The sequence below is a fragment of the Corallococcus silvisoli genome, assembly GCF_009909145.1.
In the GTDB taxonomy this organism is placed as follows: domain Bacteria; phylum Myxococcota; class Myxococcia; order Myxococcales; family Myxococcaceae; genus Corallococcus; species Corallococcus silvisoli.
In genome coordinates this window covers 1-20,022 of sequence record NZ_JAAAPJ010000016.1, presented here as the reverse complement: position 1 = coordinate 20,022, position 20,022 = coordinate 1, and the positions used below count along the sequence as shown (strand labels likewise).

19 protein-coding genes are annotated in these 20,022 nt (G+C 71.1%); 14 read left to right on the top strand and 5 right to left on the bottom strand.

What is annotated here, in order from left to right; genetic code table 11:
* Positions 1 to 18: 18 nt before the first annotated feature.
* On the top strand, positions 19 to 750 hold the full coding sequence (locus GTY96_RS28265) for a head GIN domain-containing protein (RefSeq protein WP_143907480.1): 732 nt from the start codon (positions 19 to 21) through the stop codon (positions 748 to 750).
* A gap of 423 nt (positions 751 to 1,173) precedes the next feature.
* Here the strand turns inward: GTY96_RS28265 and GTY96_RS28260 are convergent, their stop codons facing one another.
* Positions 1,174 to 2,193, bottom strand: coding sequence for an aldo/keto reductase (locus GTY96_RS28260; protein ID WP_143907482.1), 1,020 nt, complete (start codon positions 2,191 to 2,193; stop codon positions 1,174 to 1,176).
* A gap of 78 nt (positions 2,194 to 2,271) precedes the next feature.
* On the opposite strand from GTY96_RS28260, the gene GTY96_RS28255 reads away from it, so the two are divergent.
* Positions 2,272 to 3,006, top strand: a complete 735-nt coding sequence (locus GTY96_RS28255) for a DUF429 domain-containing protein (protein ID WP_143907484.1) — start codon at positions 2,272 to 2,274, stop codon at positions 3,004 to 3,006.
* A gap of 86 nt (positions 3,007 to 3,092) precedes the next feature.
* Positions 3,093 to 4,034: a hypothetical protein gene (locus GTY96_RS28250; protein WP_143907486.1), complete on the top strand. Its 942-nt coding sequence runs from the start codon at positions 3,093 to 3,095 to the stop codon at positions 4,032 to 4,034.
* A gap of 4 nt (positions 4,035 to 4,038) precedes the next feature.
* Here GTY96_RS28250 and GTY96_RS28245 read toward each other — a convergent pair whose 3' ends face one another.
* Positions 4,039 to 6,222 carry a tenascin-X gene (locus GTY96_RS28245; RefSeq protein WP_235685930.1) on the bottom strand — a complete coding sequence of 728 codons (2,184 nt, stop codon included), beginning with the start codon at positions 6,220 to 6,222 and terminating at the stop codon, positions 4,039 to 4,041.
* A gap of 189 nt (positions 6,223 to 6,411) precedes the next feature.
* Here GTY96_RS28245 and GTY96_RS28240 point away from each other — a divergent pair, with 189 nt between their 5' ends.
* The 8 genes from GTY96_RS28240 to GTY96_RS28205 all read left to right on the top strand — a co-directional run bounded on the left by GTY96_RS28240 (position 6,412) and on the right by GTY96_RS28205 (position 15,141).
* Positions 6,412 to 6,702, top strand: coding sequence for a hypothetical protein (locus tag GTY96_RS28240; protein WP_143907490.1), 291 nt, complete (start codon positions 6,412 to 6,414; stop codon positions 6,700 to 6,702).
* Between the two features lie 7 nt (positions 6,703 to 6,709).
* Positions 6,710 to 7,036: a hypothetical protein gene (locus tag GTY96_RS28235; protein WP_255442862.1), complete on the top strand. Its 327-nt coding sequence runs from the start codon at positions 6,710 to 6,712 to the stop codon at positions 7,034 to 7,036.
* 426 nt (positions 7,037 to 7,462) lie between these two features.
* Positions 7,463 to 9,097 carry a serine/threonine protein kinase gene (locus GTY96_RS28230; RefSeq protein ID WP_161666351.1) on the top strand — a complete coding sequence of 545 codons (1,635 nt, stop codon included), beginning with the start codon at positions 7,463 to 7,465 and terminating at the stop codon, positions 9,095 to 9,097.
* Positions 9,098 to 9,234: 137 nt separating this feature from the next.
* A complete protein-coding gene (gene gshB / locus GTY96_RS28225; RefSeq protein ID WP_143907494.1) occupies positions 9,235 to 10,188 on the top strand; it encodes a glutathione synthase in 954 nt (317 codons plus the stop codon).
* A gap of 1 nt (position 10,189) precedes the next feature.
* Positions 10,190 to 10,972 carry a tRNA1(Val) (adenine(37)-N6)-methyltransferase gene (locus GTY96_RS28220; RefSeq protein ID WP_328701030.1) on the top strand — a complete coding sequence of 261 codons (783 nt, stop codon included), beginning with the start codon at positions 10,190 to 10,192 and terminating at the stop codon, positions 10,970 to 10,972.
* Positions 10,973 to 11,088: 116 nt separating this feature from the next.
* Positions 11,089 to 11,595 (top strand): DoxX family protein, encoded by a 507-nt coding sequence (locus GTY96_RS28215; protein WP_143907498.1) that lies wholly within the window; start codon positions 11,089 to 11,091, stop codon positions 11,593 to 11,595.
* Between the two features lie 530 nt (positions 11,596 to 12,125).
* Positions 12,126 to 13,655: a CapA family protein gene (locus GTY96_RS28210; RefSeq protein WP_407926986.1), complete on the top strand. Its 1,530-nt coding sequence runs from the start codon at positions 12,126 to 12,128 to the stop codon at positions 13,653 to 13,655.
* A gap of 211 nt (positions 13,656 to 13,866) precedes the next feature.
* Entirely contained in the window at positions 13,867 to 15,141 is a 1,275-nt protein-coding gene (locus tag GTY96_RS28205; RefSeq protein WP_143907501.1) for an MFS transporter, read from the top strand.
* A gap of 6 nt (positions 15,142 to 15,147) precedes the next feature.
* On the opposite strand, the gene GTY96_RS28200 is transcribed toward GTY96_RS28205, so the two are convergent.
* Entirely contained in the window at positions 15,148 to 15,477 is a 330-nt protein-coding gene (locus GTY96_RS28200) for an ArsR/SmtB family transcription factor (protein ID WP_161666348.1), read from the bottom strand.
* A 56-nt stretch (positions 15,478 to 15,533) separates the two neighbouring features.
* Between GTY96_RS28200 and GTY96_RS28195 the strand changes: the two genes are divergently transcribed.
* The 3 genes from GTY96_RS28195 (at position 15,534) to GTY96_RS28185 (ending at position 19,052) form a co-directional block, all read left to right on the top strand.
* Positions 15,534 to 15,971, top strand: a complete 438-nt coding sequence (locus GTY96_RS28195) for an SRPBCC domain-containing protein (protein WP_161666347.1) — start codon at positions 15,534 to 15,536, stop codon at positions 15,969 to 15,971.
* A 71-nt stretch (positions 15,972 to 16,042) separates the two neighbouring features.
* Entirely contained in the window at positions 16,043 to 17,059 is a 1,017-nt protein-coding gene (locus GTY96_RS28190; protein ID WP_161666346.1) for an alpha/beta fold hydrolase, read from the top strand.
* A 163-nt stretch (positions 17,060 to 17,222) separates the two neighbouring features.
* Positions 17,223 to 19,052 (top strand): alkaline phosphatase D family protein, encoded by a 1,830-nt coding sequence (locus GTY96_RS28185; protein WP_161666345.1) that lies wholly within the window; start codon positions 17,223 to 17,225, stop codon positions 19,050 to 19,052.
* A gap of 3 nt (positions 19,053 to 19,055) precedes the next feature.
* On the opposite strand, the gene sitI6 is transcribed toward GTY96_RS28185, so the two are convergent.
* Entirely contained in the window at positions 19,056 to 19,781 is a 726-nt protein-coding gene (sitI6, locus tag GTY96_RS28180) for a SitI6 family double-CXXCG motif immunity protein (protein ID WP_161666344.1), read from the bottom strand.
* Between the two features lie 27 nt (positions 19,782 to 19,808).
* A partial coding sequence (gene sitA6 / locus GTY96_RS28175) for a SitA6 family polymorphic toxin lipoprotein (protein ID WP_161666343.1) occupies positions 19,809 to 20,022 on the bottom strand: 214 nt, incomplete at its 5' end.

Genomic DNA, 20,022 nt, shown 5'->3' with positions numbered 1-20,022 from the left:
CCACGCCCGGAGCCGACCATGAGGATCACCTCGCTGTCCCTGCTCGCCGCCTGCTGCCTCTCCGCCACCGCCTGCACCGCCCACGCGCAGGACGCCACCAGGCCCTCCTCCCGCGAGGAAGCGGGAGAGACGCGCCAGGTGGAGGACTTCCACGGCGTCTCCGTGGGCCACGGCATGCACGCGGAGGTGAAGGTGGGTCCCAAGTCCGTCCGCCTGGAAGGCTCCTCGGAGGCCCTCTCCCGCATCCGCCTGGTGGTGGACAACGGCATCCTCACGACCCGGGTGGACCGCAAGGGCTTCTGGGGCGGGCTGAACGGCCGCGTGAAGCTCATCGTGTCCTCGCCCACCATCGACCGCCTGGAGGTCAGCGGCGGCGGCCACATGAACGCGGAGGCCACCGCGTCCGACGACTTCGAAGCCGAGGCCAGCGGCGGCGCCGTCCTCAACGTGCGCGGCGTGGACGCGAAGAAGGTGGAGGCCGAGGCCAGCGGCGGCTCCGAAGTCACCCTGACCGGCCGCGCGCAGAAGCTGGAAGCGGAGGTCAGCGGCGGCTCGCAGCTGCACGCCCGACAGCTCCAGGGCGTGTCCGACATGCGGGTGGAGGCCAGCGGCGGCGCCATCGTGGAGGCCGATGCCCCCTCCAGCATCTCTGGCGATGCCTCCGGCGGCAGCGTCGTCCGCCTCTCCAAGCGGCCCCAGAACTCCCGCGTCGACGTCAGCGGCGGGTCCCGCGTCGACGCGTCGAACTGACTCCGGAGGAAAGGTTACCCGGGCCCCGGGGAGTTCCCGGGGCCCGGACAGGCCCCCCACGAGGCAACGGAGACGCCGCACACCGGACCTCCAAGGTCATCCGGGCGACCGTCCTCCTTCCACGTGGACACCCACCGCACGGACAACACGGTCGGGCGGGCACGTGGACCCCATGGAACACGCCCGGGTTCGCCGAGCGCTTCGCAGTCCCCAAGATATCGGGAGTCCGCCCCAATCCCAAACACCCTCCGTGTCTTTCACCGCACCCGCCGAGGCCCCCTGCGTCAGTCGCTGACCGCCATCCCGGACCGGCAGTGGAAGCAGACCCGCCGCGATTGCACGGTGCGTCGATGGACGCAGCAGGTCGGATTCATTCAGCGATGTTGAAAAAATCCGTACGAGGGGGAGTTCGGGGCAATGGGTTCAACGGGGCGGCGGCAGGCGGTCCACGTTCTGCCGCTCGACCATCCAGCCCGGGTACTCCGGAGGCAGCTGGGAGACGGCGTCCAGCTTCGCCAGCTGCTCCGGGGCGAGGCGCAGCTCGGACGCCGCCAGGTTGTCCTCCAGCTGGGCCTCCGTCTTCGCGCCGAGGATGACGGTGGTGACGTGCGGCTGGTGCAGCAGCCACGCGAGCGCCACGCGGGCCACGGTGGCGCCCGTCTCCTTCGCCACGGCGTCCATCGCGTCGATGGCGTTGTATGCGCGCTCGCGGTCCACGGGCGGGAAGTCGAAGGCGGCGCGGCGCGAGCCCTCGGGGCCCTGCGAGTCACGGCGGTACTTGCCGGACAGCAGGCCTCCCGCGAGCGGACTCCACACCATCAAGCCCACCTGCTGGTCCTTCATCAACGGCACCAGCTCGCGCTCCAAATCGCGGCCGGCGATGGAGTAGTAGGCCTGGAGCGATTCGAAGCGCGCCAGGTGCCGGCTGTCGCTCAGGCCCAGCGCCTTCATCAGCTGCCACGCGGCCAGGTTGGACGCGCCCAGGTAGCGCACCTTGCCCTCGCGCACGAGGTCATCCAGCGCGCGCAGCGTCTCATCCAGCGGCGTGGCCACGTCGTAGCCGTGAATCTGGAGCAGGTCGATGTGGTCGGTGCCCAGGCGCTTGAGGCTGGCGTGCACGGAGTCGTAGATGTGGTAGCGCGACAGGCCCACCTCGTTCTGGCCCGGGCCCATGCGACCGCGCACCTTGGTGGCCAGCACCACCTCCGACCGCTTCGCCGCGAGCGCCTTGCCGAGCAGCTCCTCCGACTTCCCGTTCGAATACACATTCGCCGTGTCGAAGAAGTTGATGCCCGCGTCCAGGCACCGGCCCACCAGCTTGTCGGCCTCCGCCTGTCCCTGCTGCCCGATGTTCTTCCAGAAACCCTCGCCACCAAACGTCATGGCGCCAAAGCACAGTTCAGAGACAAAGAGGCCGGTGCGGCCCAGCGGACGGTATCGCATGCGCGTGTCACCCAGGATGAAGGGGAAGGCGGCCCCTCTTAACGGCCCACGCGAAGGCTCGCCGCACGAAGGCACGCGATGACGGACGCTCCCCGCTTCGTGGGCTGGGACCTGACCGACCCCTTCGCCCGCGCCCCCCGCCCCGTGGATGAAGCCATCCTGGACCCCCAGGGCCGCGTGCGCTTCTCCCAGCGCGTCTGGCCCCGGGCCGACGCGCGTCAGGGATTGGACCCGGAGGCCTTGGTGAAGGCCTTCCCCGTGGCGCCCGGCGACGTGGTGGTGGTGGACGGACCCCAGGCGCTGGCGACCCCCGGGGCCCGGGTGCGCGACGCGGAACGGCGGCTGCGCGCCCCGGGCCGCACCCCGGACGTGCTGCCCCTGCCCGGAGCCCCCTTCGCCGGCTTCGTGCGCGGGAGCGTGCTGCTGTTCGCCGCGCTGCGAGCCTTCAACCGGGTGCCCATGCTGGACCTGGACACCCCCGTGCTGTCACGGGCGCGCCTCTTCGAGGCCTTCCCCGGCGCCACCTGGCGCGCGCGGGCCGTGGAGAAGTTGGGGGCCAAGGCCACGCCCGAAGGACGCGCTCGCAGGAAGGCCCTGCTGGAAGCCGCCGGCCTGCGCTTCGTGGACGCGGGCCCCTGCACCCACGACCAGCTGGACGCCGCGGTCTGCGCCTGGCTGGGGTGGCTCACCCGCATGCGCCCCGAGGACGTCACCGCGGTGGGCCTGCCCCTCACGCGTGACGCGGAGGGCACCTTGCGCGAAGGCCGCATCCTGGATGCCCCGCGCATTCAAGGCGCGCCGCGCCAGCATTGACCAACACCAAACGTTAAACATATTTTACATCACTTACATTCTATTCTGCTTTAATCCCTCTCAACTCCGGAAAAAGAGGGACACGCATGCGTGGAACGTCTTGGAAGGCCGTGGCGGTGGTGGCAGGGCTCCTGTGCGCGCCGGTGCTGGCGGAGGAGGCGGTGCCCCACCTTCCGTATGGCGTGCCGGTGCCGCCAGGGCAGGCGTTGAGCGCGGCGCCGGAGCCCTTCGACGAAGCGGTGCACGGCCGGGCGCATCCCAACACCCAGCCGCAGGTGAACGAGGTGCTGAAGGGCGCGGCGGCGCGGCTGCCGGAGCGCTCCAGCCGGCCCCGCCCGCGCGACCCCATCCCGGACATCTTCCCGGGCTCCGGGGACCGGGGCTTCTGGGTGAATCAAGGCCAGGGCATCTTCGCGGCGAACGACGCGCAGACGGACCTGGTCATTCCGGACAACGCCATCGGCACGACCCTCTACGCGCCCACCCACATGCCGGCGGGCAACGGGTGCGTGGAGACGGTGACGGCGCACTGGCGCTATTCGGGGATGGCGACGACGGCGCACGCGCACGGCTTCTGGGACCACTGCGGCATCGACGGCGCCACCGGCTGGCAGACCTTCGAGTACATGGACGCGGCGTGGAAGGACAAGTACGTGCGCCTCTTCGACGGAGAGGACCGCTACTTCACGGAGGCCTACAAGGACGGCAGCGGCTGCTCGCACGGCGTGCTCTACAACTTCAACCTGGGGCTCTGGGAGGAGAAGCTGACCCCGATCTGCGGCTCGTCCGGCTTCACCAACGGCTGGACCATGTGGGAGTCGCACTACCTGATGGACGTGGCGCAGCGCTGCCCCGCGTTCCCGCGCATCCGTGCGTCCAATCTCCAGATCTACACCGTGAGCGCGTGGCCCGCGTTGAGCCCCAGCAACAGCACCCAGCTGGGGCCCTACGGCCTGTGCTGGACCAACGGCACGTACAACTTCCAGGTGTCCGTGCCCAACAGCGACTGGACCGCGCTGACGCCGTGAGGCCTCAGCGCCCGCGCACCGGGTCCTCGTGATGGTCGTGCCCTGGCCCGCCGAACGTTCCGGGCCAGGGTTCCTCCGCGGGCTTCAGGCCGGGGATGGGGAAGCGCCGGAAGCGCGCCTGGCTGTACGCGAAGGGTGGATCGCAGTCGCCGCACGTCGTCGCCCCGTCCATCAGCACCAGGCTGTCCGGCCCCAGCTCCAGGAACTGCGCGGGCGTCGCCGCGTTCGACACCGGGCACTGGAACACCTCGCGGCCGTCGCGCGCGCTCACCGCGAACAGCATGGCGCCCCGCGCGTCCAGGCCCGTGCCCACCACCACCGTCTCCGGCGGCAGCCCCGGCCACGACGCCCAGCTCGCCAGCCGCACCTCCGGCGACACCGGCCCCGACCCGCCCTGGAACGAATACGTCCAGGCCGGCTCCAGCCCCGGCAGCCCGTAGCCCTCCAGCCGCCACTCCCCGACGGTGTCGTCCTCCGAGGGAGACGGGATGAGGTGCCCGGAGGTCGCCACCGCGCGGCCCAGCGCCTGGGGGAAGGGCCGCGAGCCCACCGGCTGCCCGTCCTTCGTGCTCAGCGCCTGCGCGGAGCGTTCGTTGAGCAGCAGCCCGTTCACCAGGGCCAGCTCCCCCGCGGCGAAGGCCTCCGTCTTGCGCCAGCGCGGCACCCCGTCCGACGAGAACGCCATCAGCAGCGTGGGCGCCCCCGGATACAGCGGCGCCCCCACGTTCTGCGTGGGCCCGAACGCCAGGTACAGGTCCCCCGCCGCGTCGGACGCCACGCCGTACGGGTGCGGGTGGTTGCACTCAGCGAGCAGCGGATCCTGCAACGCCTGCGCGGACACCATCCCGCCAAAGGCATCCAACACCACCAGGAAGTACCTCCGGCACAGCGTGTCGCGCGAGGCGCCGGGCGGATAGGCCTCGAAGAGCGCCGCCAGCCGGTCCGGCTGCATCACCCCCAGCCGCGCCATGAACAGCGTCGTCAGCCCCTGCGCGAAGTCCGGCCGCGCCGTGGCCAGGTCGAACGTCCACCGCGGCGCCCCCGTCGCCCGGTCCAGCAGCGACACCTGCCCGGAGGCCGGCTGGTCCATGCACAACAGCCGGTCGTTCCACAGCATGCAGCGCCGCCCGGCCACGCTCGCGCGCACCGGCAGCGGGCCCGCCGCGTCCATCAGCGCCGGCACGAAGAAGCCCACCAGCGTCACGTCCCCCGTGGGGCCCACCAGCAGGTCGTGCAGCGCCTCGCCGTTGGAGGCCGCGTCGTAGGTCCAGTCGGGCCTCAGCGCCGTCGCGGGGGGGCGCTCGCACACGGGCCCCTTGCACCTGCCCACCCCCTGGCAGGGGCTGGCGGGCGCGCAGATGAAGTTGTCCGGCGGATCCCTCCGCTGGCACGCCCCGTCCAGGCACACGTCCGCGGCATCGCAGCCGCGCTCGGGGCCGCAGAAGGTGCCATCCGGCGCCTTCGCCAGCGTGCACCCCACCTTCGGGTCGCACGTGCCCACCTGGCACTTCCCGTCCCCAGGACACGGCGGCGCCGGCACGGACGTGCAGCCGTCCAGCGGGTTGCACACGTCCGTGGTGCACGCGTCGCCGTCGTCGCAGACGCGCTCCACGCCCTTGCACAGCCCCGCCGTGCACGTGGCGTCCCGGAGGCACGCGTTGCCCGGGTCGCACGCCGTGCCATCCGGCAGCCGCGCCTCCACGCAGGACTCCGTCACCACGTCGAACGTGGACGTGTGGCAGGCCACCGGCGTGGGGCAGTCCGGCAGGGGGTTCGCCTCCCCCCGCAGCTCCACGCGCACCTCCCCGCCCCCAGGCGCCCGCCCCGTCAGCGTGGCCGTCAGCACGCCCGTCGCCTCCGGCCGGTAGAAGAGCCGCACCGGCACCTCCCCCGGCGCCATCCGCGCGGGCAGCCCCTCCGCCACGAACGGCGCCGCCAGCCCCGTCCACTCCACGTCCAGCGTCGTCCGGCCCGCGTTCACCACCCGGACCTCCATCACCCGCTCCACCCGGGGGTAGCTGGCCGGGAACGCCACGGCCTCCTGGGAGACCCGCAGGAGGCTCCGGGCGCCCGTCAGCGGGGGTTGCTCCCGGCAGGCCCCCAGAAGCGCCAGGAAGGCCGCCAGGGCCGTCGCCAGGGCCTTCCTGGAAGCCCCAGCCCCACTGCCCAGCGTCCACGCGAGCGCCATCCGTGCCTCCTGCCTTCCGCCTATACCACCCCTCTTCACTCCTCCGACCCACGGCACCCCACCCCCCGGGGTTTCCGGATTGGGCACTTCCGGGCCGGAGTTTTTTTCAGCCCCAAGGGCTTTGGGTTCCTCCAACCGCCCGGAAACACAGGCCTGTTGCAAGGTACGGTTCTGGCAAAAGGCGCGGACATGACCCTGGCCGGCCCCTCCAGAGTTTCTCCGGGATTGCAGGCGTTCACGGTGCTCATCGCCCGGGGCGTGCAGTCCACCGTGGACGGGCTGCCGGAGGGCGTGCGGCGCGCGGTGCTGGCGGAGCTGTTCCGCCTGGGCGCCCGCGCCTGCCAGGAGCACCCGGGCCGGACGCCCTGCCCTCCCTACACCCTGCGCCTGGACGTGGCGGACTGCCGGATGCACGTGGAGCTGGACCCGACGCGCACCCGGCTGTCCCTGACGGGCCTCACCCGGCCCCGGCCGCACTAGAGGGCGCGTGAGCGAGCGGTGGACGTTCGGGCAGATGCTGCCCCGGCGCGCGGGCTACGAGGAGAGCTGGGAGCTCACCTACCGCGTCGAGCAGCTCCGGGAGCTGGTGGGGCAGGAACTGCGCCTGGACGCCGCCCTGGCCGAGGAGCTGGAGGACACCCTGGCCCGCCTGGTCCAGCGCAACCAGCGCCTGCGCGGCCTGCACCGCATGGTGTCCGCGGAGCGGGAGCCGGAGGACCTGGTCATGTTCCGCGCCGCGCTGGAGGACCTGGACCGGCGGCTGCTGGAAGACCTGCCCGGGCTGCTGGACCGGTTGCGCGCGACGCTCCTGTAGCAGGGCCGGCGTTTCCCACCTGTGCGCCGGACCCATCTTCTTCACCAGTCTATTTGGAGTATTGATCAACTGGTGGAAGCAGTAGGCGGCGCGGAGTTGGGGACAAGTCAGCAAGCGCGCGGATTCATGAAGGAATCGGCGATCTGCTACATGTGGGCAAGTTGCCGGTTTCCCCCGGGCATCCACAGCGTCGCTTCCGTGCCACCGGTTTTCCACAGGCCGCTCCCAGCCATCCACAGGTGATCCACAGGGACCTGGGGGGCATGCGAGCCCACCCCTCGCGGGCCGGGACCGGGATGAAGGTCCCCCGTTGCAACAGCCCTGTTATGGTCCGCTCCGGCTTTCTCACGACGCGGGCGCCACCAGGGGGCGCTGGAGGATGAGCTCATCGACTTCCATCGGGGCGAGCGCATCGGGAAGTACGAGGTGCTCACGCAGCTGACCGTGGGCGGCATGGCGGAGCTGTTCCTGGGCTACACGTCGGGCCCGGGCGGCTTTCGCAAGTACGTGGTCATCAAGCGCATCCTCCCGGACGCGCGCTCCAATGATCAGTTCGTCCGCATGTTCCTGGACGAAGCGCGCATCACCGCGGCCTTCAACCACCCGAACATCGCGCAGGTGTTCGACCTGGGGGAGGAGGACGACGGGCTCTACCTGGCCATGGAGTTCATCGGCGGGCAGAACCTCAACCAGGTGACCAGCGCGTGCCTGAAGAAGCGCCAGCCGGTGCCCCTGGCGTTCACGCTGTCGGTGGCGCGCGACGTCTGCCTGGCGCTGCACTACGCGCACACCTTCACGTCCCCCGGCGGCGAGGCCAGCCCCGTCATCCACCGCGACGTGGCGCAGAAGAACATCATGGTGACGTACGACGGCACCGTGAAGCTGCTCGACTTCGGCATCGCCAAGGCGAAGAACAGCCTGGAGCGCACCAGCGTCGGCACGGTGAAGGGCACCACCGGGTACATGTCCCCGGAGCAGGTGCGCGGCGATCCGCTGGATGGCAGGAGCGACCTGTTCTCCGTGGGCGTGGTGATGCACGAGCTCATCACCGGCGAGCGGCTGTTCGCCGGGAAGACCGAGCGCGACGAGATGGTGAAGATCCTCGAGGACTCCATCCCGTGGCCGTCGGTGCTGCTGCCGCACGTGTCCGAGGACATCTCCCGCGTGGTGATGCGCGCGCTGGAGCGCAACGTGGACCGCCGCTACGCGTCCGGCCGGGACATGGCGCGCGCCATCGAGAAGGCGGCGGGCGGCAAGCTGATGGACGCCGAGCAGCGCGCGGCCCTGATGAAGGGCCTGTTCGCGGAGCGCATGGCCGCCACGCGCTCGCTGCTGGAGAGCGCGGACGTGACGACGAGCAGCCAGGTGCTGGCGTCGGCGAAGCGGGCCCTCCAGAAGGATGACGGCCCCTACCTGCCGGAGCGCAAGGCGACCGCGCTGAGCGTCGTGGAGGCGCGCAAGAAGGCGGAGATCGCCCGGCTGCGCGCGGAAGACCCCACCAGCGAGGACACCGCGCCCCCGGTGAAGCGCTCGAAGCTGGGCGTCGTGTGGGCCCTGCTGTCGCTGTCGCTGCTGCTGGGCGTCGCCTATGGGGCGTTCCGGCTCGTCCAGTTGATCGAAGCCGAGGAGGCGCCCCTCCCGGTGAACCCCAGTGCCATGGTCGCCATCCCCATCCGCCCGCCCGGAGAGCCGGTGTCCGAGGCGGGCACGGCCGGCGCGGAGCCGGACAAGGACAAGGACAAGGACAAGGACAAGGACCGGGGCGCGAAGGACCGGAGCGCGAAGGACCACGACCCGGACTCCGACCGCGAGGAGCCCCGGCCGACGCGGGGCAAGCGGGCCCGCGGCGAGGTGACGCTCTTCCTGGATGAGCGCGCGGAGGTCTTCCTCAACAACAAGTCACTGGGCCACACGCCGCTGGTGAAGCGCGCGCTGCCGGTGGGACAGGCGGAGCTGGTCCTGGTGGGCGAGGACGGCAAGCGCCGCCTGCTCGCGGTGCCGGTGGAGACGGGCAAGCCCGTGCGCCTCAACCTCAAGCTCCGGGAGCTGCCTGGCCGCTGAGGGGGCGGCTCCCCTCCCCCGTCGGGCGCGGGCTTCGTTCCGGCATGGACGGATGGAGAAGGGAAGGAGCGGCACGGGCGGAGGGTGTCCGTTATCCTCCCGCCCCCACCCTTCTCCCCCCTGAGCCCGCGACCCTCATGGCGTTCTCCCTTGGCTTCCTGATGGACCCGCTCGAGAGCGTGCGGGTGGACCACGACACGACGTTCTCGCTGATGCTGGAAGCCCAGCGGCGCGGTCACGACGTCTACTACTTCGAGCAGGGCTGGCTGCGCTTCAACGGCCGGAGCGCGGAGGCGCGCATGCGCCGGGTCCGGGTGCGGCGCGAGCCGGGCCGGCACTTCGACGTGCTCTCGGAGGAGGTGCGGCCCCTGTCGAAGCTGGACGTGCTGTTCCTGCGCAAGGACCCGCCGGTGGACGCGGACTATCTGCACGCCACCCAGCTGGTGGAGCTGTGTCCGGACCGGGCGCCGGTGTTCATCAACAACCCGTCCGGCATCCGCGACGCGAACGAGAAGCTCTTCACGCTGAACTTCCCGGACCTGATGCCGGAGACGCGCGTGACGCGCGAGCTGTCGGTGGTGCTGGAGTTCGCCGCCGGGAACGAGAAGGGCACCATCCTCAAGCCCATCGACGGGTTCGGGGGCAAGGGCATCCTGTTCCTCGCGCCAGGGGACCGCAACGCGCGCTCCATGGTGGAGCTGCTGACGCAGGGCGGGAAGGAGCCCATCCTCGCGCAGGCCTACGTGCCGGAGAGCCGCCTGGGGGACAAGCGCATCATCCTGGTGGACGGAGAGCCGGTGGGCGCGGTGTTGCGCGTGCCGTCGGACGCGGACCACCGGGGCAACATGGCCGCGGGGGGCAAGCCGATGAAGGCGGACATCACCGCGCGCGACCTGCACATCTGCCAGCGCCTCAAGCCCGCGCTCCAGGAGAAGGGGCTGACGCTGGTGGGCATCGACGTGCTGGGCGACTACCTCACCGAGGTGAACGTCACCAGCCCCACCGGCCTGGTGGAGGCCAGCCACCTGGACGGCGTCTCCTGCGAGGGGCGCGTGCTGGATGTGGCCGAACGGATGCACGGCGCGCGCTGACGTGACCGCTTCCGAGGGGCCCGACGACGGCGAGACGCTGGACTCCATTGGCACCGCGGACGTGCGCGTGTTCCAGCGCCGGACGGGCTACCGCTTCACGCTGGACGCGGTGCTGCTGGCGCACTTCGCGGCCACCGAAGGCCGGGACCTGCCCGGCCCGGTGCTGGAGCTGGGCGCGGGCAGTGGCGTGGTGTCGCTGCTGCTGGTGAAGCAGTTCGGCGTCGCCGGGCCGGTGGACGCGTTGGAGTTGCAGCCCGCGGTGCACGCGCGGCTGACGCGCGCGGTGGCGCTCAACGGGTGCGAGGGCCGGGTGCGGCCGGTGCTCGGGGACCTGCGGGAGGCGCGGTCGCTGTTCGCCTCCGGCGCCCATGGACAGGTGGTGTCCAACCCGCCGTTCCGCCGGGCCGAAGCGGGCGTGGTGAGCCCGGACCTGGAGCGGGCCGTGTCCAAGTCGGAGGTGGCGTGCGACGCGGCCTCGGTGGTCGCGGCGGCGCGGCATGCGCTGCGGCCGGGTGGGGGCGTGAGCCTGGTGTATCCGGCGGCGCGGCTGGCGGAGGTGCTGGGCCTGCTCGAGCGGGCGAGGCTGTTCCCCCGGGTGTTGCGGTCGGTGCACGCGCGGGTGGAGGCCCCGGCGACGCGCTTCCTGGTGCAGGCGCTGCGGGACCAGGACCGGGGGCTGTCGGTGCGGCCGCCGCTCATCGTGCATGGGGAGGGACCGGGGGGCTACAGCGCGGAGGTGGCGGCGCTGATGGACGTGCCACTGGCGGAGCGGGGCGGGGGTTGAGCGCCCGTCCGCCGAGCGACGTGCCTTGCGAGCGTCGAGGCCGGAGGGGCGGACGCATCACAACGTAAGGGGCACTTCATCCACCGGACGCCCGCGTCCCGACGAGGAGAGCTCCCATGAACGTGATGATGCTGGACGAACGACCGTCGATGCTGAAGTCCGCCGCGCTCCTGCCTGCCCGCCTGTCGCTGGGCGCGACGATGATCCAGCACGGCGTGGCCAAGCTGAAGAAGGGGGGCACCGAGCAGCACTCGGGCATGTTCGAGCAGCTGGGGTTCAAGCCAGGGCGGCCGTGGGTGCTGGCCACGGGCATCACGGAGCTGGTGGCCGGGGTGAGCTCCATCCTGGGCATCGCGACGCGGTTCACCGCGCTCTCCGTCATCGTGACGCAGGCGGTGGCCATCGCGAAGGTGCACGGCAAGAACGGCTTCGACATCACCAAGGGCGGCTACGAGTTCAACGCGGCGCTCATCGCGATTGCCCTGGGGACGTTGATGCGCGGCCCGGGGCGGCTGTCGCTGTACGGCGCGCTGGAGCGGCGGGTGAAGCGCAGGGAGCTGAGGCACTTCCGGCTGCTGCCGCGTCAGCGCCGGCGCTCGGCGCTGCTGGACGCGCTCGGGTAGGCCGTCCCGGGTTCGGGGCAGCCGGAAGGGGTGTGAGGGTGTCGCCTGCCCGGCTGCTGTCGAGCCGGGCCCTGGGGTGGCGCCCCTGCCCCCGCGCCTTCCCGTAAGATGCGCCGGCCATGTCCCCGTCCGTCCTGCTGATGCTGGCGCTCACCGCGCCCGCCGCGTCCGTCCCCAACTTCTCCACAGCCGAGCGCCCCAGCACCGCGCTCCTCACCGAAGCCGGCACGACCTCTGTGCGCTCCGTCATCCGGAACGCCGGAGCGAATCCGCTGGATGCCGTGGGCGCCGCGTCGGTGATGGCCGTGGCGAGGGGGCCGCTCACCGAAGGGACGGGAACCGCGCGGCTCACGAGCGCGGGCCTCGCCTCCGTCCGGGCCGTCGCGATGAACCGGAGCGCGGGCCTCGCCTCGGTCCGCGCCGTCGCGATGAACCGGAGCGCCGATGTCGCGCCCCGGGCCGCTTCCGCCGGGGTGACCTTCGCGAACGGCGCGGCGTCCGCGGTGTCCGCGACTCCTGTGTCGCTGCGGATGCCCGCTGGCCTCGCGCCCGTCGCTGCTCCCGCGTCCGTGAGCGCGCCGGCAACGGGTGTGGGAGCCTCCACGGCCCAGTCCGCCGCGCCCGCGACAGGCGGTGACACCCTCTCCGAGGCGGGCCGCATCGCCGTGGAGGCCAGTGTCGCGGCCCTGCGCGCCGCCGCCGTGGCCCTGCACGGCAAGTCCGGCACCGCGTCCGGTCTCGCCACCGTGGGCGATCCCGACGCGCACTTCGCGCGCGGCGTGGAGGCCCTTCAGTCGAAGGACTCACGCACCGCCATCGCGGAGCTGTCCGCGTGCGTGCAGGCCGCGCCGTCCCGCGCCGACTGCCGCTGGGAGCTGGGCTGGGCCTACTCCGTCGAGGGCCGCTGGGCGGACTCCCTCGCGCAATGGACCCAGGTGCGCGCGCTCAACCCCCACCAGCCCGACCTGGAAGGCGCGCTCACCCAGGCCCGCAACCAGGCCGCGCTCCAGGCCCGGCTCGCGCAGCCGTTGAACGGCCCGCCCCGCCCTCCCCCGCCCCCGGGCGCGAAGCTGCGCATCCGCGCCACTGGCGACCTGATGCTCGGCACCACCGTGCCGGAGGGCTACCTGCCCCCGGAAGGCGGCGGCAGCGTCATCGCCGCCGTGCGCCCCCTGCTGGAGGACGCGGACCTCACCTTCGTCAACCTCGAGGGCCCGCTCTGCGACACCGGCCGCACCACCAAGTGCCGCTCCGCCTCCAACTGCTACGCGTTCCGTTCGCCCACCTCGTTCGGCCAGTACCTCCAGCAGGCCGGCGTGGACGTGGTCTCCACCGCGAACAACCACTCCGGTGACTTCGGCGAGGAGTGCCGCCGCGCCACCGAGTCCACCCTGGACGCGCTGGGCATCGCGTGGAGCGGGCCCCCGGGCAGCGTGGCCACGCTGGAGCGCAACGGGCTGAAGATTGGACTCGTGGCCTTCCACACGTCCGCGGGCTGCAACCACCTCAACAACCTGCCCACCGCCACCGCGCTGGTGAAGCAGGTGGCCGCCACGCACGACATCGTCATCGTCTCCTTCCACGGCGGCGCCGAGGGCGGCAAGGCCCTGCACGTCCCGCCCGGCAAGGAGATGTTCTTCGGCGAGGACCGCGGCGACCTGCGCGCCTTCACCCACGCGGTGGTGGACGCGGGCGCGCACCTGGTGCTGGGCCACGGCCCGCACGTCGCGCGCGCGATGGAGTTCTACCAGGGCCGCCTCATCGCCTACTCCATGGGCAACTTCGCCACCTACGGCCGCTTCAACCTCCAGGGGCCGCAGGGCCTGGGCATGGTCCTGGAGGTGGAGCTGGACAGCCAGGGCCGCTTCTCCACCGGCCGCATCCTCCCCACCCGGCAGGTGGGCGAAGGCATCACGCAGCCGGACCCCGCCGCCAAGGTCGTCTCGCTGGTGCGCAAGCTCACCGCCGAGGACTTCCCGGACACCGGCGCCCGCATCGCCGACGATGGCCGCCTCTCCCCGCGCAAGTCACCCGCGACGGCCTCCAGCTCCGCGCCGTAGCGCGGCGCCTTCCCGACAACGCCGCACCCCCACCCACGGACCCTCCACGCCGGGGCCGCTGAAACATCCCGTTCCACGCTGCTCCCTCGGGGAATGCGTGGCTCGTTGAAGCCGGGCTGCTGCCTGGACTGCCGTGCGCATCATTGCGCCCCCAAGCGTGCCGCGCCGGGCAAGGCGCGCTCGCGCGGCGTGCGCTAAGAGAAGATCCGCCGTGCCTGCCCATCGACTGCCAAGACTCACTTCGCTGCGCCCATTCGAATACCCCGGCTACTTCGCGGTGTGGCTGGGCGCGCTCATCTCCAACATCGGCACCTGGATGGAGACGGTGGCGATGGGCGTGTACGTCACCCAGACGACGGGCCGCGCCGAGTGGACGGGCGCCATCGTCGCGCTGTCGTTCCTGCCCGCGGTGTTCCTGGCGCCGGTGGGTGGGGCGCTGGCGGATCGCTTCGACCGGCGCGCGTACGCGGCGCTGGGCGCGCTGCTCCAGGCGGCGCTCGCGGGCGTGCTGACGGTGCTGGCGTTCCGGGGACAGCTGTCGGTGTCCGCCATCGGCGTCATCTCGTTCCTCAGCGGGTGCGTGAGCACGCTCACCTACCCGGCCTTCTCCGCGCTGCTCGCGGAGCTGGTGCCGCCGCACGAGCTGCACCTGTCCACCAGCCTCAACTCGGCGCAGTTCAACCTGGGCCGCATCCTGGGGCCCACGCTGGCCGCGGTGGTGTTGCAGGCGGGCGGGCCCGCGTGGGCGCTGCTCGCGAACACGCTGTCCTTCTTCGCGGTGCTGGTGGCGCTGTGGCGCGTGGTGCCTCCGGCGCGGGACCCCCGGGTGAAGCGCGAGCCGCTGCTCGACGGCATCGTGCGAGGCATCACGGTGGCGTACCGCGACGAGGACATCTCGCTGGTGCTGGTGGCCACCTTCTTCGTGGCGGCGCTGGTGGCGCCCTTCATCGGGCTGGTGCCGGTGTTCGCCATCCGGGAGCTGGGCCAGGGCGCCGCGGCGACGTCGCTGCTGGTGACCTGCCAGGGCGCGGGCGCGGTGACGGCGGCGCTGTGCGTGGGCACGCTCGCGGAGATGGTCGGCCAGGGCAGGCTGCGCGGCTACGCGGCCATGTCCATCGCGATGCTGTCGGGCGTGTACTGGCTGGCGCCCACGCTCCAGGTGGCGGCGGTGTGCATCTTCTTCCTGGGCGCCAACTACCTGGTGCTGATGAGCAGCCTCAGCGCGTCCTGCCAGAACCGCGTGCCGCGCGAGCTCCAGGCGCGCATGGGCAGCCTCTACAGCATGGTGCTGGGCGCGGGCTATTCGCTGGGCGTCTGGTTCCAGGGCGCGCTGGCGGACCGGATGAACCTGCGCCTCGTGACGCTCGGCGCGAGCGCCCTCTTCCTCACCCTGGTGCTCTCCGCGCGCCTGCTCAAGCCCCACCGCTTCGAGAACCGGCCCACGCCCCAGGCGGAGGTGCGTCCCTTCTCCGACAGCGCGCACTGACGGCCCTCAGTCGCCCTCCAGGTCCCGCTTCAGCTTCGACAAGAGCTTCACCGCGTGCGTGGCGTAGGAGGAGATCCACCGCGCGTGGATGTCCTGGATGGGCGCGGCGTTGAGGTAGTTCCACCGCGTCCGCCCCTCCTTGCGCGACACGACGAGCTCCGCCTTCTCCAGCACCCCGAGGTGCTGCATCACCGTGCAGCGGTCCAGGGTCGCCTCGAAGTGTTCGCACAGCTCCCCGGTGGTCCGGGGCGCGTCCTTCAACAGGTCCAGGATGGCCCGCCGCCGCGAGTCCGCCAGCGCCTTGAAGAGGAGGTCGTCCTGGGTGCTCCTTGACATGTTATATTTATATAACCTATTCCGCGCTGGAACCAGTTCACGGCACGAGGTGGCGCATGGAGCCGAAGTTCCAGGTGCAGTTGAAGATCCGGAAGCCCGCGGCGGAGGTCTTCGAGGCGGTGGTGAACCCCGCGAAGCTGGGGGGCTACTTCGTGCAGAAGGCCAGCGGGCCGCTGGTGGAGGGCACGACGGTGAAGTGGTCGTTCGCGGAGGCGCCGGGGGAGTTCGACGTCACCGTCCGCCAGGTGGTCCGCGACGAGCGGCTCCTCTTCGAGTGGCCGTCTGCGACGGGCGGCTCCACGCGGGTGGAGATGGTCTTCAAGCCGCTGGAGGGCGGGGCCACGCTGGTGCAGGTGAGCGAGTCGGGCTGGACGCAGGACGCGAAGGGGCTGAAGGCCTCCTACGACAACTGTGGCGGGTGGATGCACATGATGGCGTGCCTCAAGGCGTACCTGGAGTTCGGCATCCCCCTTCGTGAGGGCGGGGCCCTCTGAAAACCGGGGCGCGGGGGAATGTCCCGGCGCGACCTCCGTTCTCCGCGACCCGTTCCACCCCCTGGAGACCCATGTCCGTCCGAGTCCCCGCGCTGCTGCTCTCCGCCCTGCTCCTGTCCGCTCCGGCGGCGAACGCGCAGGACACGAAACGCGCCCCGGAGGCGCTGGGCCTGGGCATGGAGGGCTACCCCTACCCCGCGCCCGTGCAGTTCCTGCCCGTCACGCTGGAGGGCCAGGACCTGCGCATGGCGTACATGGACGTGAAGCCCACGGCCAACGCCAACGGGCGCACCGTGGTGCTGCTGCACGGGAAGAACTTCTTCGGCGCGTACTGGAAGGACACGATCCGCGTCCTCACCGGCGCGGGCTACCGCGTCGTGGTGCCGGACCAGCTTGGCTTCGGCAAGTCGTCCAAGCCCGCCATCGCGTACAGCTTCCACACGCTGGCGTCGCTGACGAAGCAGGTGCTCGACACGGTGGGCGTGAAGCAGGCCACCGTCGTCGGGCACTCCATGGGAGGCATGCTCGCCACCCGCTTCGCGTTGATGTACCCGGAGACGACGGCGCGGCTGGTGCTGGAGAACCCCATCGGGTTGGAGGACTACCGCGAGAGCGTCCCGTGGAAGTCCACCGAGGACCTCTACCGCGAGAACCTCCAGGCCACGGAAGAGGGCCTGCGCAAGTACCAGCGCGGCTACTACGTGAAGTGGAAGCCCGAGTACGACGAATACGTCCAGGTCCTCTACCGCCAGACGCTCAGCGGCGAGTACCCGCGCATGGCCTGGGTGGCCGCCGCCACGCAGACGATGATCTACGAGCAGCCGGTGGTGCACGAGTTCCCGCTCGTGAAGGTCCCCACGCTGGTCGTCATTGGCCAGGAGGACCGCACGGTGGTGGGCAAGGGCAGCGTGCCGCCCGCGCTGCTCCCGAGGCTGGGCCAGTACCCGGCGCTGGGGAAGAAGACGGCCGCGGCCATCCCGGGCGCGACCCTGGTGGAGCTCCCGGACGTGGGCCACATCCCGCACTTCGAGGCGCCGGAGAAGTGGCACGCCGCCCTGCTGGACTTCCTGCGCAAGGGCGCGAAGTAGCCACGCACGCCCCGCGTCCGCGGGGGGCTGGGAGAGGGTCTTCGCCGCGCCGCCGCGCAAGGGGGGAGCGGGCGGGCTTCGCGCCTTCTTCGACGCGAGCGGAGGTCTGTGACACGCTTTCCCGCCGGGCCGGAGGTCGGCCTCACGGTTCAACGGGGGCGTGATGAAGCTGCTGCTCGGACCCATCCTCTACGCGAAGGCGCAGGCCACGCCCGACCCGAGGTCCCACGATGTGTGGAGCTTCTTCGTCAACCTGTTCCTGGACAGCCCGTCGGCCGCGCGGGCCCCGGCGCTGACGCTGTGTTTCAGGGACGCGAGGGGCCAGCCGGTCAAGGCGCTGAACGGCGAGGAGAAGGCGAGGCCCGCGGCGGACTTCACCGCCCTGCCCGAGGACACACGGGGGGTGGTGTGGCGTTGGGAGGTGGTGCTGCCGCGCACGGAGGCGGCCCAGCGGCTGACCTATCACTTCGAGTCCCCGGACCATCCCGGCGTGCCGGTGACGTTCGAGCGTCCGCCCCCTCGTGGCGACCCGCCCTCGCCGCCGCCGCTCGACCCGTCGGTGCCGCTGGTGGTGTCGGACATCGTCGTGCCCCCCAAGGGCGTGTCGCCGAACATCGCGTTCTTCTCCTGCAATGGCGCCAGCCGTGCGAGTGATTGGAGCGACCTGGAGCAGCCCTTCGCGCTCTGGGACCGGATGCTGAAGCAACACCAGGAGGAGCCGACGGATCCGGACAAGACGCCGGGTCTCCAGCTGCTCGTGGGAGGGGGGGATCAGCTCTACGCGGACTCGCTCCACGGCACGATGGACCTGCTCAACGGGTTCATGAAGCTGCGGCGCTCCGAGCGGTTGAAGGCCCAGGTCCCGGAGGGCCTCCGCGAGAAGCTGCTCACGGAGTATGTATGGCTTTACCGGGAGCGGTGGGGCGGGGACCAGGGCATCGCGGAGCTGCTGAAGCGGGTGCCGGGGCTCTTCATGTGGGACGACCACGACATCTTCGACGGGTGGGGTTCACAGGAGGACCTTCAGGCGTCGCACTGGTACCGGGCCATCTACAGCGCGGCGGCGCGGACGTTCGAGGCCTTCCAGAGAGGCACGCTCGACCAGCCGGGGATGGCGCGCGAGCCGGACGACCTGGGCGTGGTCAAGCCCATGTGGCGCGAGGCCTTGGACGTGGATCCGCGAGGCACCCGGCACTATTTCCAGACGTATTGTTTCTCCACGGCGGACTGCGACCTGGACGTGGTGATGCTGGACCTGCGAAGCGGCAGGACCAGCAGGAAGCTCGACGAGAAGGGCGCGCATCCGCGGACCGAGTTCACGGTGATGAGTCGGCCGCAGTGGGATGCGTTCGACGCCTGGCGGGAGGAGCACCGTCAGCGGCCGGAGAACGGGAAGAAGGCGCGGCACGTGCTGGTGGTGTCGTCGGTGCCGCTGGTGCACCTGCGCTTCGGGCCGGCGATGGAGCGGATGAGCGGGGACCTGCGGGACGACCTGCTGGACCAGTGGGAATCGGCGGTGCACCGCGGCGAGCGCACGCGGTTGTTGATGAACCTGTTCTCGCTGGCGAGGAAGTCCTACTGCGCGGTGACGGTGTTGTCGGGAGACGTGCACGTGGGGGCCAGGGCGCGCGTGCGTTCACGCAACCCGGACCACCTGGTGCCGGCGCTGGGCACGGTGGGGGAGGTGTTCATCGAACAGGCGACGTCCTCGCCCATCGTGCATCCGCCGCCGGGATGGCTGGCCTTCAGGGGGATGCTCGCGATGTCACAGGATGCGCGGGAGGACCTGCCGGGCTTCCTCCAGACGGAGCTCTTGCCGGTGGGCAAGGAGCTGTACCTGCGGGACCGCAACTGGCTGTCCATCCGGTTGGAGCGACCCAAGCACCCCGACACGCCGCCGCGTCCCAAGCTGTGGATCCAGTGGATCGCGGAGAAGCAGCACCTGCCGATGGAGGTGGTGGTGGAGCCGCCCCCCTTCCCGCCGCAGGGGTGAGGTTCAGTGGACGGGAAGCTCACGGAAGGAGATGCCGGTCCATCCCCCCTGCTCCACCGCGTCCTTGAAACGGTCGGTGCCGATGAGGACGGTGCTGTAATTGCCCAGGCGGAACAGGTCCGTGTCCGTGGGCAGTGAGGCGCCATCGAGGATGGGGTCCTCCGGGAGGCGGAGTCCCAGTCGTCCGCAGGTGGCACAGGGGGGCGCCAGGTCGGGCGGGAAGCAATCCGGGTGCAGCAAGCCACGGGGTTCCAACTGGAGTTCGAGGATGTCCGGGGGCGTCTTCTGCCGGAACCGCAACTCCGTCTTGCATCCCAGCAGCCCACGCACTCCGGCGGCCTGGAGGCTGTCGAAGGCGTCGCGGCGCACGAGGATCAACGAGTCCTCCAAGCCGGTGAAGGGCCCGAACTGGCCGGTGGCGCGGCCCACCAACGGACCGAAGGTGGTGCCGGGTGAAAGCCTTGCATCCAGAGGAGCCAGTGGGCGAATCAACTCACGCAGGCGGACGAACTCCGTGAAGGGCTCCGCGCGAGCCTCCTCGAATAGACCGCGTTCAGGGAAATGGGACAGGTCGACGCCTGGATAGTGTTGAGCGGAGATGGACCAGGTGGCCCCACAACCTGGGCAGTCCCTCAGTCCTGGCAGCCCCCATGGGTGCGCGGCATCGAAGTCCCCGCTGAAACGGGCCCTGGCTTCCTTGTCGTTGCGCAATTGGAAGAAACGGGTCACGGGCTGGCGCTCCTCGCGCGAGAGCCGTCAGTTGTACTTCTCGATGGGACCGCCCAGAAGCTGGAATCGGTAGATGAGCTCCCCCGCGTGCTTGAAGATCTCCGGAGGGGTGGCGCCATCGTTCGACGCCTTGAAGTCGCGCCAGGCTTCGTTCCACAGGCCCCCCTTGGGCCCACCACCGTGGATGCGCCGGTGGACATGGACAGGGATGGGGATCGTGTACTGGTGGATGTCGATGCCC